Here is a 15599-nt window from a genome sequence, read left to right as displayed (position 1 = left end):
AAAACTACTACAAAGGATTTCACATTCCATTATATGAAAATTGCTGTTTTCTGATTTACTTTATCCCTTGTATGGAAAAGCTACATAAAAAGCTTATAAAACGTAAAGAAGCCGGCAATATCAGAAATTTGAGTATTAACCCAAACTTAAAAGATTTTTACTCAAATGATTACTTAGGCTTGGCACGTAACAGAGTCCTTTTCGAAAAGATTTGTCAAGCATCTGGCGAACTGGCGGAAACAAACATAAACGGTTCTACAGGTTCACGTCTTCTTTCAGGAAATTCTTTATTAGCTCAAGACCTGGAAAGCAAGTTGGCCAAAATATTCAAGACAGAAAAATGCCTACTGTTTAATTCTGGTTACAATGCCAATTTATCGATTTTGTCCTGCGTGCCCCAAAAAGGTGACACCATCATTCTTGATGAGCTGATCCATGCAAGCTTAAAGGAAAGCGCCAGGTTAAGCTTTGCAAACCATTTCACTTTTAAACACAACAACCTTCAACACCTGGAACAAAAAATCCGCCGCGCCTCAGGAGAGGTCTTTGTTGTGGTAGAGTCTATCTACTCCATGGATGGCGATATGACACCAGTTAAGGAAATGATAGATTTATGTCAAAAGTACAATGCACATATTATTGTGGACGAAGCACATAGCACAGGTATACTAGGAGAAAAGGGGAATGGCCTGGTGTGTTCCTTAGGGCTAGAGGAATATATTTTTGCAAGAATACATACTTTTGGCAAAGCAATGGGAGTGCACGGCGCATGCATTGCTGGATCTGAAACACTCATTGACTACCTCATCAACTTTGCTAGACCCTTTATCTATACCACTGCCCTACCCCCGCACAGCCTTATTTCTATAGAAGAGGCTTTCAAGTATTTGCAAGAACACGAAAAACTACAAACTATTATTGGTCAAAAAACAAAAAAGTTTTCTCAAACCTTGATGAATGTTTTGCCTAATCATTATAATTTTAAACAAAGCGATACGCCAATACATGTAATAAAGGTTTCAGGAAACGAAAAAGCTAAACACATAGCGAAAAATCTTCAAAAAGACGGGTTTGATGTGAGGCCAATATTATCGCCCACAGTCAAAAAAGGGGAAGAAAGGTTAAGAGTTTGCCTTCACATATTTAACACTGATGAAGATATTGATCAATTATCTTCTTCTATAGTTAAAGCTTTAAATATTTAAATAAATATGAAAAAATATTTTGTAACAGCCATAGGTACAGACAGTGGCAAAACTGTAGTAAGTACAATACTTGCCCATGCCCTTCAGGCCGATTATTGGAAGCCAATCCAATGCGGCACTCCAAAAGATAGTGATACTGTTTTTAAACTCTTGAGAAGCCGCCACTCTATTATCTATGATGAAGCTTACTTCCTAAAAAGCCCCATGTCTCCACATGCAGCAGCTAAAATAGAAAATACAACTATAGACCTGGGTCAGATAAAAACTCCTCCGACAGATGGGAATGATCTTATAATAGAAGGTGCAGGTGGGGTACTCGTCCCTCTCAATGACCAAGACTTTGTCATTGATCTCGCAGCACAATTAGATGCAGAAGTGGTGCTTGTTTCGAACCATTACCTTGGAAGCATAAACCATACACTTTTGACTATAAACGAATTAAAACGAAAAAATATTAAAGTCAAGGGAATTATCTTTAACGGTTCAGAAAACCCTTATACAGAGGAGATCATCCTAAAGCATTCAGGATACAAAAGCCTTCTACGAATAAACAAAGAAGAAAATCTGAATGAAGATACCATCAATAAATACGCTATAAAACTTTTTGAGAGCTGGAATGAGTAAAGAACTTCAACATATCGACACAGAGCATATTTGGCATCCTTTCACTCCTTTGCTGGAAGACAAACCACCATTTTTAGTAAAGTCAGCAGAAGGTGTTTACTTATACACTGCCGACGGAAAAAAGATATTGGACGCAGTTTCGTCATGGTGGGTAAATATCCATGGTCATGCCAATAAAAAAATTGCAGAAGCCATTTACAAACAAGCCATGGAACTTGAGCAAGTAATATTTGCAGGCTTTACCCATGAACCAGCCATTAAGCTTGCCAAAAGCTTGATTGAAATACTGCCGGGCCAGCAAAGACGGATATTTTATTCGGACAATGGAAGCACAGCAGTAGAGGCTGCCTTAAAAATGGCCATGCAATATTGGTACAACCAGAAAAAGGAGAAACGCACCATAGTAGCATTAGAAGGTGCTTACCATGGCGATACTTTTGGAGCCATGTCCACAGGTTCCAGAAGTACATTTACCCGCCCTTTTGACCATTGGTTATTCAACGTGGAGTTTGTTTCTTTAGAAAACCCTATAGAATCATTTGAAAAAATTGCCCAAGGCAAAGATGTCGCAGCTTTCTTATACGAGCCTTTAGTCCAAGGCACTGCCGGAATGAAGATTTATCCCAAAGAGCTCCTTGAACAGCTTATCCAGATTGCCAAAAGCAATGACATTATTTGTATAGCAGATGAGGTAATGACAGGATTTGGACGTACCGGAAAGTTATTTGCTTCTGAATATTGCGCTACCCCACCAGATATAATTTGCATGTCAAAAGGAATAACCGGGGGCTTTATTCCACTGGGGGCAACGGCTTGCAATGCAAAAATAGAACAAGCCTTCTTGAGCAGCAGTAGGGAAAATATGTTTTTCCACGGACATTCCTACACAGGAAATCCCCTTGCCTGTGCCGCAGCCAATGCAAGTATGGAAATACTAAAAGCTCCAGAAACGCTAAGCCAAATAAACATGATTTCTGAAATGCATAAGGCATTTATGAAATCTTTAGAGCATCACCCTAAAATAGCTCACATTAAAAGCCTTGGCACAATTCTGTCTATAGAAATTAAAACAAATAATGAGCCTGGATACTTTAACAATATTAGAGACTACATGTATGACTTCTTTATTAATAATGACATTTTATTGAGGCCACTAGGGAATACTATATACCTTCTGCCTCCTTATGTCATAGAAGCACATGAAATAAAGTACATTTATTCAAAAATAAGTGAACTATTAGAACAATTATGATTTTTTGGGTATAAACATATAACACAACCAATAATTTTACCGTATCTGAAACAGATTATAAAGGTTGTATAATAATATTTATACCCATATTTCGTATATTTCTTTAAAGTTAAAAAAGGGCAAACGTGGCTAAAACCTCACTTTTTTTCATATCGGCTATTATTCTTATACTTGGTAATGCAAATGCTCAAGTGTTAAAAAACACAGCCCAATTTTCTCTTTCATCTCCTTTTATCGAAACAGATAAAAGAGTGGAGATGGTAAAAATTAATAAAAATGAATTTGTTATACTAGCTAAAACGAAGGGAAACTTATCAGGAAACTCCCGCTTTGTACTTGAAAAGTATAACCAAGAGCTTGAAACTGTTTTTTCAGAACCTTTAACAGCAAGCGCAAATGAAGATTACAAAGAGTTATTTTTCAATGGAGAAGATATAATCTTGTTTTCCGTCAACCATAATACTTCTAAAAAGACCAGCCACTTAATCGCTTACGGGTTTGACATATCAACTGGAGAAAAGAAGTGGGAAAAAACAATCCAGGAAAAAGAAATAGCTCCTTTTACAGGAGGTTTGACCAAAGGAAAGGTGAAAGAAAGCTTTGAAAACAGCATATCTTCCTGCTTAAAGTCAGACTTTGTCCCTCATTTCCAATATCAATACCAATTAGTCTATTCTCCTGACAGTAACCTGATCATGTCCTACATATATGACTATGGGCAGAATAAACTATTGGCAGATGCAGTAGTATTTGACAGGAAGTTAAATGTTGTTCATACCGCTTCTATTCCAATAGACAATAATTTCACCAATTATGGGCTATATATTAATAATAAAGGAGAGGTATATATTTTAAATGCTGATAGGGCTGGAAGAATTGTCCTAATCAAATATGATATTCCCTCAAAAGAAGGCAAACTCCTTGACATTAAGACAGCCAGCACTCACAGAGAAAATTTGGTCTTAAAAGTTTTTTCAGACGATATAATCTATGTAGCTAACACCAACCTTAAAAACAACCGACTGGCCGGAATAATGTACTCCAAGTTTGATTTTAAGGAGCATCTGGTAGAAAAAATACATTATCATGAAATCTCAACGGGCCTAAAGCAAACCTTAAACGCCTTAAGAGACTCAAAGAACAACCTAAAAGGGAAAGAAAGCTGGGAAAACTACCATATTACTGATTTCATAATCAATGAGTATGAAAAGATTATACTTGTTTTAGAAAAAAGAGAAATATTAAGTATGGACTTTGCCTACCAGATCAATGCCACAAACGATCCAGACCAATGGGTGGAGAAACAAGGAAAAGTTAATACAGAAGCAATTCTCATGTTTTCCTTTAACATGAAAGATGATGTACTTTGGGAGAATGTTTACCTTAAATCACAATTAGCAGATGTAAGTTCTGGACTCAATACGACTTCATTCAATCTTGACAATACGGAAGAAGGTAAAATAAGAATTATTTACGGTTCTTCTGAAAAGGACAATATGAACTTCAACCTGATCAATTACATAGAATATGATGAATATAACGGAAATAAGTTAAAAGACATTCAACTAGAGAATGAAGACAAGCTAACTTTTGTTAGAAATTATACCGTCTGGAATGACAAACAATTTATTATAGCAGGAAAAAAAGGCGTCTTAGGCAAAAAATCATTTTTATACCACTACAAGTTCTAGGCTCACAAGCACTTCCCGAAACCAAATTGACCTGCGAAAGGATTATTCAGTTGATAAAGAACATTAAAAGCTTATAAAACCTGAAATAATCAACTAACAGCAACCGCCTACATTTCATAAGTGCAATACTAAAAAATGTCCAAAATATTGATCTGTTTATATTGTATAAACTATTATAAGGTATAGGTACAAGGGGGCTCGGTTATTTCTTATTTTAAATAATCGAGAAGTTTTTAATCCAATCCTTTTTTTGGGACTGGCCACAAACGCACAATCAACTTTATGGCCATACATTCGAAATATTCAAATACGCCTTCATGTAGGCCAGACGTAGTATAGCCGCCAAGCATGCTTGTGACTAACCACACTTGTGACTTTTTCAGCAGGCCCTAGGTAATAAACATACACCTCTCCCGCTACCCTACATCTACGAAATCATGTTGCGCAATCAAATCAAGGTAAAGAGAAGCTAAAACAACTTCCCTTTGCAAATACTCTACCACACATAACTTGGTTTACATCCGGTAGTCGGTTTATTGACCATACGGAAGCCCACCACTACTTCATGCGTACCACTATTATGCCTGCGAAGACCCGAAGTTGTATGGTCATATGAATACATAAAGTCAATCTTATTATTATAAGAAAAGCCTAACAAGAAAACCATAGCATCGCCAGCTCTCAAAGAGCCCCCTGCCCATAAAATATCCATGTAGTTAAACTTCATGGTCAAGTCAACAGCCGGCATTGTACCGTGCAAATACCTGACCATGGTGGAAGGGACCACTGCGATCTCGTCTGTCAACTTGATCCTATAACCTGCCATACCAAACATATGTGGTGTCAAATGAGCTTGCCCTGTAATCTGCTCCAATTCAGTCCTGAAAGAAAGCTCGTTACTAAAAATTTGATTAACCGACATACCTACATAAAATTTAGGAGCATACACCATTAACCCCAACATTCCGTCAGGAGCCAACCCGCGCAAATCACCCAAGTTTCCCAAAGCATTGTCGCCAGGAACAGTAAAGGTCATCCTGTTAACCGAGACATTGTACTGCTTAATACCTACAAATGCTCCAGCAGAAGCATATATTTCTTTGGTAATAGGAATATGGTAAGCATAAGAGCCATAAACACCTAAAGTAGAAAAAGGACCAATCCAGTCACTCATCAACTGCACCCCTACACCATGGTGCGGACGTACCCGGTAACTTCCAGGGGAAGTAGGGTATTTCCTTTTCTTAAAGCCCATCAACTTGCCCACTTTGCTGACAGGCTTTCTGTCCTTAGGCCCGCGTTGCCGGTTCACAACATCGGTATCCTCTCTATTGATCAGCTTCTTGCCTACTTGGCCATTCATCGTAAATGTAAAAGTCCGGGGGGCGCCTTCCAAACCTACCCACTGGTTTCGGTAACCAGCACGGAAATCCAAGTATTTTTCGGCTCCACCTATAGCTGGGTTGATAAGATAACTGTTCCAGATATACTGCGAATACTGAGGAACCTGTTGGCCATAAACATAGCCACCTGTGAAAAATATTATTAAAAGTGTTATATATCTTTTCATAAAACTTATCGGATTATGCTTACAGAACCAGCTACAGGTTCCATGTCTTCAGAAAAATCAATTACGTAGAAATAAGTACCGACAGGCATTTCCCTACCGTTTACCCTACCGTCCCAAGAGGTAAAGTCCTTATCCCATCTGACCAGCAATATTCCCCACCTATTGTAAATTTCCACTGTCGTGTTAGGATATTCCTCAATGTTATCTATCATCCATTCATCGTTCATTCCATCATTGTTAGGAGAGAATGTGTTAGGGATAAATGGCTTTGGACGTCCCGATACATTGACAGTAACATCTGCAACAGCAGTACAACCATGCTCATTGGTAACTTCCACAAAATAGGTCGTGGTTTCCAAAGGACGTGCTACAGGATTGGCAATGTTCAATTCATCCAAGGAAGCATCTTGATCCCACAAGTAACTTACCCCTCCTGACGCCTGAAGCTGGGCAGCATCCCCTTCATAAATAAGAGTATCTTCACCGGCATAGGCATTAGGCGCAGGGTTAACGACATATTCCACAGGTTCGGTATATTCATGGTTACAAGAACCGCTCTGTACCAGCACACGATAACGAACATTTTGGGTCAACGCACCTGGCTGTAAACTAGTACCGCCTTCCTGTACAGTCCGCCAGTTCGTATAAGGGCTAAATGAAATTTCCCATCTTACAACCGTACCAATGTAATTAACCAATTGAAGTTCTTCGGCAGGTTCATTGTAACACACAGGCCCATTGCCAACCAAATTCCCTGCAACAGTTTGAGGATACACCTGAAGATCCATTTCTATAACCTCCTCATGCACGCAACCATTGGCATCCATAACTTGTACCGTATACGTGCCAGAAGATAAGTTGTTCCACATAGATGTACTACCAAAACCTTGTCCCTCAAAATTGTACTGGTAAGGCGACACGCCTCCCGAAGCATTTACCCTAATAAAGCCATCATCTCCACCATTACAACTCATCTCACTATGGTGAACACTAGCTGTCAAAGGTTCAGTAGGTGCGGAAATACTAGCAGAAGCAGCATCAGTGACCACACAGCCATTGGCATCCATAACATCTATGGAATACGTGCCAGCACCGAGATTGTCAAAGACATTAGATGACTGGTCAACACCATTTAATGTATAAATATACGGTTCTGTACCGCCTTGTGCATTTACTGTAATACTACCATCATTGTACCCATAACATGTAATATCATTAGCAGTAGCAGAAGCAGCCAAGGTCTCAGAAGGCTCGGTAATTTCTACAGAAAGCGCAGTCTCCAACTCGCAGCCGTTCTCGTCTCTTACCTGGATTTCATAAGTTCCAGCTGATAGGTCAGAGAAAGTATTGCTTGATTGCTCAGTACCGTCAATGATATAAACATAAGGTTCTGTTCCGCCTTGCGCGGTTACCGTGATCTCTCCGTCTGTTCCGCCAAAGCAGTTAACGCCGGTTTCTTCAGTCGAAGCAGTCAATGTTTCGGAAGGCTCGGTAATTTCTACAGAAAGTGCCGTCTCCAACTCGCAACCGTTCTCGTCCCTAACTTGGATTTCATAAGTTCCGGCTGATAGGTCTGTGAAGATGTTGCTTGATTGCTCAGTGCCGTCAATGATATAAACATAAGGTTCAGTACCACCTTGTGCGGTCACCGTGATCTCACCGTCTGTTCCGCCAAAGCAGTTAACGTCGGTTTCTTCAGTCGAAGCAGTCAATGTTTCTGAAGGCTCGGTAATCTCTACAGAAAGTGCTGTTGCAAGCTCACAGCCGTTCTCGTCCCTTACCTGGATTTCGTAAGTTCCGGCAGCAAGATCTGTGAAGGTGTTGCTTGACTGTTCTGCTCCGTCAATGATATAAACATAAGGCTCAGTGCCGCCTTGCGCGGTTACCGTGATCTCACCGTCTGTTCCGCCGTAGCAGTTCACGTCGGTTTCTTCTGTCGAAGCAGTTAACGTTTCTGACGGCTCGGTGATTTCTACAGAAATCGCAGTTGCCAACTCGCAGCCGTTCTCGTCCCTAACCTGAATCTCGTAGGTTCCGGCAGCTAGGTCAACAAAAGTGTTGCTGGACTGCTCTGTTCCGTCAATGATATAAACATAAGGCTCAGTGCCGCCTTGCGCGGTTACCGTGATCTCACCGTCTGTTCCGCCGTAGCAGTTCACGTCGGTTTCTTCTGTCGAAGCAGTTAAAGTCTCTGATGGCTCGGTGATTTCTACAGAAAGTGCCGTCTCCAACTCGCAACCGTTCTCGTCCCTAACCTGGATCTCGTAGGTTCCGGCAGCAAGATCTGTGAAGGTGTTGCTTGACTGCTCAGTGCCATCTATGCTATAGGTGTATGGCTCGGTGCCGCCTTGGGCAGTTACCGTGATCTCTCCGTCTGTTCCACCATAACAGTTAACGTCCGTTTCCTCAGTCGAAGCAGTTAAAGTTTCAGAAGGTTCTGTGATCTCTACAGAAATCGCAGTCTCCAACTCGCAACCGTTCTCGTCCCTAACTTGGATTTCATACGTTCCGGCTGATAGGTCTGTGAAGGTGTTGCTTGACTGCTCAGTGCCGTCAATTATAAAGGTGTATGGTTCAGTACCACCTTGGGCAGTTACCGTGATCTCTCCGTCTGTTCCGCCGAAGCAGTTTACATCCGTTTCCTCAGTTGAAGCAGTTAAAGTTTCTGACGGTTCGCTGATAACAACACTCAATGCTGTTTCCAACTCGCAGCCATTCTCGTCCCTCACCTGGACCTCGTAAGTTCCGGCAGCAAGATCAGCGAAGGTGTTGCTTGACTGCTCGGTGCCGTCTATAATATAAACATAAGGCTCTGTACCACCTTGTGCAGTTACCGTGATCTCTCCGTCTGATCCTCCAAAGCAGTTAACGTCTGTCTCTTCAGTTGAAGCGGTCAACGTCTCTGATGGCTCGGCGATCTCTACAGAAAGTGCCGTCTCCAACTCACAACCGTTATCGTCCCTCACCTGGATCTCATAAGTTCCAGCTGACAAGTCTGTGAAGGTGTTGCCTGACTGCTCAGTACCATCTATTATATAAACATAAGGCTCAGTGCCGCCTTGGGCCGTTACCGTGATTTCCCCGTCTGTTCCGCCGAAGCAGTTTACATCCGTTTCCTCAGTTGAAGCAGTTAAAGTTTCTGACGGTTCGCTGATAGTTACAGAAAGCGCTGTCTCCAACTCACAACCGTTATCGTCCCTTACCTGGATCTCATAAGTTCCAGCTGACAAGTCTGTGAAGGTGTTGCTTGACTGCTCAGCACCATCTATTATAAAGGTGTATGGCTCAGTGCCACCTTGTGCAGTTACCGTGATCTCTCCGTCCGTTCCGCCGAAGCAGTTAACGTCGGTTTCTTCTGTCGAAGCAGCCAACGTCTCAGAAGGCTCTGCGATAGTTACAGAAAGTGCCGTCTCCAACTCACATCCGTTATCGTCCCTCACCTGGATATCATAGGTTCCAGCTGACAAATCAGTAAATACATTACTGGATTGCTCTGTACCATCTATTATAAAGGTGTATGGCTCGGTACCGCCTTGGGCAGTTACCGTGATCTCTCCGTCTGATCCTCCAAAGCAGTTAACGTCTGTCTCTTCAGTTGAAGCAGTCAACGTCTCTGATGGCTCGGTGATCTCTACAGAAAGTGCCGTCTCCAACTCGCAACCGTTATCATCCCTTACCTGGATTTCGTAGGTTCCGGCAGCAAGATCGGTGAAAGTATTGCTGGACTGTTCTGCTCCGTCTATAATGAAGGTATATGGTTCTGTACCGCCTTGTGCGGTTACCGTGATCTCTCCGTCTGTTCCGCCAAAGCAGTTAACATCCGTTTCTTCGGTTGAAGCAGTTAAAGTCTCGGAAGGCTCGGTGATAGTGACAGAAATCGCCGTCTCCAACTCGCAGCCATTCTCGTCCCTAACTTGGATTTCATACGTTCCGGCTGATAGGTCTGTGAAGGTGTTGCTTGATTGCTCAGTGCCGTCAATGATATAAACATAAGGTTCTGTTCCGCCTTGGGCAGTTACCGTGATCTCACCGTCTGTTCCGCCGAAGCAGTTAACATCTGTTTCTTCGGTCGAAGCGGTTAAAGCCTCTGACGGTTCTGCGATAGTTACAGAAAGTGCTGTCTCCAGCTCACAACCGTTCTCGTCCCTAACTTGGATTTCATAAGTTCCGGCTGATAGGTCTGTGAAGATGTTGCTTGATTGCTCAGTGCCGTCAATGATATAAACATAAGGTTCTGTTCCGCCTTGGGCCGTTACCGTGATCTCACCGTCTGTTCCGCCGTAGCAGTTAACGTCGGTTTCTTCGGTCGAAGCGGTTAACGTTTCAGATGGCTCTGTGATTTCTACAGAAAGTGCCGTCTCCAACTCGCAACCGTTCTCGTCCCTTACCTGGATCTCGTAAGCTCCAGCTGACAAGTCAGTAAAAGTGTTTGATGATTGCTCAGCTCCATCTATTATAAAGGTGTACGGCTCGGTACCGCCTTGGGCAGTTACCGTGATCTCACCGTCAGTTCCGCCGTAGCAGTTAACGTCGGTTTCTTCTGTCGAAGCGGTTAACGTTTCTGACAGCTCGGTGATTTCTACAGAAATCGCAGTTGCCAACTCGCAACCGTTCTCGTCCCTTACCTGGATTTCATACGTTCCGGCAGCAAGATCCGTGAAGGTGTTGCTTGACTGTTCTGCTCCATCTATTATAAAGGTGTATGGCTCAGTACCGCCTTGCGCCGTTACCGTGATTTCTCCGTCTGTTCCGCCGTGGCAGTTAACATCTGTTTCTTCAGTCGAAGCGGTCAACGTTTCAGAAGGCTCTCCGATAGTGACAGAAAGTGCAGTCTCCAACTCGCAGCCGTTCTCGTCCCTCACCTGGATCTCATAGGTTCCGGCAGCTAGGTCTGTGAAAGTATTGCTTGATTGCTCAGTGCCATCTATGATATAGATGTACGGTTCTGTTCCGCCTTGCGCAGTAACCGTGATCTCTCCGTCCGATCCGCCAAAGCAGTTAACGTCTGTCTCTTCGGTTGAAGCAGTTAAAGTTTCTGAAGGCTCGGTAATTTCTACAGAAAGCGCAGTCTCCAACTCGCAGCCGTTCTCGTCTCTTACCTGGATTTCATAAGTTCCAGCTGATAGGTCAGAGAAAGTATTGCTTGATTGCTCAGTACCGTCAATGATATAAACATAAGGTTCTGTTCCGCCTTGCGCGGTTACCGTGATCTCTCCGTCTGTTCCGCCAAAGCAGTTAACGCCGGTTTCTTCAGTCGAAGCAGTCAATGTTTCGGAAGGCTCGGTAATTTCTACAGAAAGAGCCGTCTCCAACTCGCAACCGTTCTCGTCCCTAACTTGGATTTCATAAGTTCCGGCTGATAGGTCTGTGAAGATGTTGCTTGATTGCTCAGTGCCGTCAATGATATAAACATAAGGTTCAGTACCACCTTGTGCGGTCACCGTGATCTCACCGTCTGTTCCGCCAAAGCAGTTAACGTCGGTTTCTTCAGTCGAAGCAGTCAATGTTTCTGAAGGCTCGGTAATCTCTACAGAAAGTGCTGTTGCAAGCTCACAGCCGTTCTCGTCCCTTACCTGGATTTCGTAAGTTCCGGCAGCAAGATCTGTGAAGGTGTTGCTTGACTGTTCTGCTCCGTCAATGATATAAACATAAGGCTCAGTGCCGCCTTGCGCGGTTACCGTGATCTCACCGTCTGTTCCGCCGTAGCAGTTCACGTCGGTTTCTTCTGTCGAAGCAGTTAACGTTTCTGACGGCTCGGTGATTTCTACAGAAATCGCAGTTGCCAACTCGCAGCCGTTCTCGTCCCTAACCTGAATCTCGTAGGTTCCGGCAGCTAGGTCAACAAAAGTGTTGCTGGACTGCTCTGTTCCGTCAATGATATAAACATAAGGCTCAGTGCCGCCTTGCGCGGTTACCGTGATCTCACCGTCTGTTCCGCCGTAGCAGTTAACGTCGGTTTCTTCTGTCGAAGCAGTTAACGTTTCAGAAGGCTCTCCGATAGTGACAGAAAGTGCTGTCTCCAACTCGCAGCCATTTTCGTCTCTTACCTGGATTTCATAAGTTCCAGCTGATAGGTCAGAGAAAGTATTGCTTGATTGCTCAGTACCGTCAATGATATAAACATAAGGTTCTGTTCCGCCTTGCGCGGTTACCGTGATCTCTCCGTCTGTTCCGCCAAAGCAGTTAACGTCGGTTTCTTCAGTCGAAGCGGTTAAAGTTTCAGAAGGTTCTGTGATCTCTACAGAAATCGCAGTCTCCAACTCGCAGCCGTTCTCGTCCCTAACCTGAATCTCATACGTTCCGGCAGCAAGGTCGGTGAAAGTATTAGAAGATTGCTCTGTTCCATCTATTATAAAGGTGTACGGCTCAGTACCGCCTTGTGCGGTTACCGTGATTTCACCGTCTGTTCCGCCGAAGCAGTTAACGTCCGTTTCCTCAGTCGAAGCGGTTAAAGTTTCAGAAGGTTCTGTGATCTCTACAGAAATCGCAGTCTCCAACTCGCAGCCGTTCTCGTCCCTAACCTGAATCTCATACGTTCCGGCAGCAAGGTCGGTGAAAGTATTAGAAGATTGCTCTGTTCCATCTATTATAAAGGTGTACGGCTCAGTACCGCCTTGTGCGGTTACCGTGATTTCACCGTCTGTTCCGCCGAAGCAGTTAACGTCGGTTTCCTCAGTTGAAGCGGTTAAAGTCTCTGACGGCTCGGTGATTTCTACAGAAAGCGCTGTCTCCAACTCGCAGCCGTTCTCGTCCCTTACCTGGATTTCATACGTTCCGGCTGATAGGTCTGTGAAGGTGTTGCTTGATTGCTCAGTGCCGTCAATGATATAAACATAAGGTTCTGTTCCGCCTTGGGCAGTTACCGTGATCTCTCCGTCTGTTCCACCATAACAGTTAACGTCCGTTTCCTCAGTCGAAGCAGTTAAAGTTTCAGAAGGTTCTGTGATCTCTACAGAAATCGCAGTCTCCAACTCGCAACCGTTCTCGTCCCTTACCTGGATTTCATACGTTCCGGCTGATAGGTCTGTGAAGGTGTTGCTTGACTGCTCAGTGCCGTCAATTATAAAGGTGTATGGTTCAGTACCACCTTGGGCAGTTACCGTGATCTCTCCGTCTGTTCCACCATAACAGTTAACGTCCGTTTCCTCAGTCGAAGCGGTTAAAGTTTCAGAAGGTTCTGTGATCTCTACAGAAATCGCAGTCTCCAACTCGCAACCGTTCTCGTCCCTTACCTGGATTTCATACGTTCCGGCAGCAAGATCCGTGAAGGTGTTGCTTGACTGCTCAGTGCCGTCTATAATAAAGGTGTACAGTTCTGTGCCACCTTGTGCAGTTACCGTAACCTCACCGTCTGATCCGCCGTGGCAGTTTACATCGGTCTCTTCGGTCGAAGCAGTTAAAGTTTCTGAAGGCTCTGCGATAGTGACAGAAATCGCCGTCTCCAACTCGCAGCCATTCTCGTCCCTTACCTGGATCTCGTAGGTTCCGGCAGCTAGGTCAGTGAAAGTATTAGAAGATTGCTCAGTACCATCTATTATAAAGACATATGGCTCAGTTCCACCTTGTGCGGTTACCGTGATCTCTCCGTCTGTTCCGCCAAAGCAGTTAACGTCGGTTTCTTCTGTCGAAGCGGTCAACGTTTCAGAAGGCTCAGTAATTTCTACAGAAAGTACTGTCTCCAACTCACAGCCGTTCTCGTCCCTTACCTGGATTTCGTAAGTTCCAGCTGACAAGTCAGTAAAAGTGTTTGATGACTGCTCAGCTCCATCTATTATAAAGGTGTATGGTTCGGTACCGCCTTGTGCGGTTACCGTGATTTCACCGTCTGTTCCGCCGAAGCAGTTAACGTCGGTTTCTTCGGTCGAAGCAGTCAATGTCTCAGAAGGCTCAGTAATTTCTACAGAAAGTGCCGTCTCCAACTCGCAACCGTTCTCGTCCCTCACCTGGATTTCATAAGTTCCGGCTGATAGGTCTGTGAAGGTGTTGCTTGATTGCTCAGTGCCATCAATTATATACGTGTATGGTTCGGTACCGCCTTGTGCCGTTACCGTGATCTCACCGTCAGTTCCGCCGTAGCAGTTAACGTCGGTTTCTTCGGTCGAAGCAGTCAATGTCTCAGAAGGCTCAGTAATTTCTACAGAAAGTGCCGTCTCCAACTCGCAACCGTTCTCGTCCCTAACTTGGATTTCATACGTTCCGGCTGATAGGTCTGTGAAGGTGTTGCTTGATTGCTCAGTGCCGTCAATAATATAAACATAAGGTTCAGTACCGCCTTGTGCGGTTACCGTGATCTCACCGTCTGTTCCGCCGAAGCAGTTAACGTCGGTTTCTTCTGTCGAAGCGGTTAAAGTTTCAGATGGCTCTGTGATTTCTACAGAAAGTGCCGTCTCCAACTCGCAACCGTTCTCGTCCCTAACTTGGATTTCATAAGTTCCGGCTGATAGGTCTGTGAAGATGTTGCTTGATTGCTCAGTGCCGTCAATGATATAAACATAAGGTTCAGTACCACCTTGTGCGGTCACCGTGATCTCACCGTCTGTTCCGCCGTAGCAGTTCACGTCGGTTTCTTCTGTCGAAGCAGTTAAAGTTTCTGAAGGCTCGGTGATTTCTACAGAAAGTGCCGTCTCCAACTCGCAGCCGTTCTCGTCCCTTACCTGGATTTCGTAAGTTCCGGCAGCAAGATCCGTGAAAGTGTTGCTTGACTGCTCGGTGCCATCTATTATAAAGGTGTACGGCTCAGTTCCACCTTGCGCGGTTACCGTGATCTCACCGTCAGTTCCGCCGTAGCAGTTAACGTCGGTTTCTTCAGTCGAAGCAGTTAAAGTCTCTGATGGCTCGGTGATTTCTACAGAAAGTGCCGTCTCCAACTCGCAACCGTTATCGTCCCTTACCTGAATTTCATAAGTTCCAGCTGATAGATCAGAGAAAGTATTGCTTGATTGCTCAGTGCCATCAATTATATACGTGTATGGTTCGGTACCGCCTTGTGCCGTTACCGTGATCTCTCCGTCCGATCCGCCATAACAGTTAACGTCCGTTTCTTCTGTCGAAGCAGTTAAAGTCTCTGATGGCTCGGTGATTTCTACAGAAAGTGCAGTCTCCAACTCGCAGCCGTTCTCGTCCCTTACCTGGATTTCATAAGTTCCGGCAGCAAGGTCAGTGAAGGTGTTGCTTGACTGCTCGGTGCCGTCTATGATAAAGGTGTACGGTTCTGTGCCACCTTGTGCAGTTACCGTAATCTCACCGTCTGATCCGCC

General features: G+C 44.0%; 6 protein-coding genes (1 of these 6 running past the window's edge). 4 read left to right on the top strand and 2 right to left on the bottom strand.

Annotated features, from left to right (window positions below; all coding sequences use genetic code 11):
* Window positions 1-71 precede the first annotated feature (71 nt).
* The 4 genes from RCC89_06735 to RCC89_06720 all read left to right on the top strand — a co-directional run bounded on the left by RCC89_06735 (window position 72) and on the right by RCC89_06720 (window position 4772).
* A complete protein-coding gene (locus RCC89_06735) occupies window positions 72-1205 on the top strand; it encodes a pyridoxal phosphate-dependent aminotransferase family protein (GenBank protein ID WMJ72858.1) in 1134 nt (377 codons plus the stop codon).
* Between the two features lie 6 nt (window positions 1206-1211).
* Entirely contained in the window at window positions 1212-1829 is a 618-nt protein-coding gene (gene bioD, locus RCC89_06730; GenBank protein ID WMJ72857.1) for a dethiobiotin synthase, read from the top strand.
* Window positions 1822-3081: an adenosylmethionine--8-amino-7-oxononanoate transaminase gene (bioA, locus tag RCC89_06725; GenBank protein WMJ72856.1), complete on the top strand. Its 1260-nt coding sequence runs from the start codon at window positions 1822-1824 to the stop codon at window positions 3079-3081. Before bioD ends, bioA begins: the two co-directional genes overlap by 8 nt.
* A 125-nt stretch (window positions 3082-3206) precedes the next feature.
* On the top strand, window positions 3207-4772 hold the full coding sequence (locus RCC89_06720; GenBank protein WMJ72855.1) for a hypothetical protein: 1566 nt from the start codon (window positions 3207-3209) through the stop codon (window positions 4770-4772).
* Window positions 4773-5268: 496 nt separating this feature from the next.
* Here the strand turns inward: RCC89_06720 and RCC89_06715 are convergent, their stop codons facing one another.
* Together RCC89_06715 and RCC89_06710 are read right to left on the bottom strand one after the other, a co-directional pair.
* The gene (locus RCC89_06715) at window positions 5269-6342 is read right to left on the bottom strand and encodes a type IX secretion system membrane protein PorP/SprF (GenBank protein ID WMJ72854.1); all 1074 of its coding nucleotides are present in this window, start codon (window positions 6340-6342) and stop codon (window positions 5269-5271) included.
* A gap of 5 nt (window positions 6343-6347) precedes the next feature.
* Window positions 6348-15599, bottom strand: partial view of a gliding motility-associated C-terminal domain-containing protein gene (locus tag RCC89_06710; protein WMJ72853.1) — the final stretch only. It continues 21846 nt past the right edge of the window; 9252 of the gene's 31098 nt are visible here — the last part of the coding sequence; its start codon lies beyond the right edge, outside the window; its stop codon occupies window positions 6348-6350.

The sequence above is a fragment of the Cytophagaceae bacterium ABcell3 genome, from assembly GCA_030913385.1.
Taxonomy (GTDB): Bacteria; Bacteroidota; Bacteroidia; order Cytophagales; family Cytophagaceae; genus ABcell3.
Note: the sequence above shows the minus strand (reverse complement) of the source record. Positions and strands in the feature narration are given on the sequence as shown.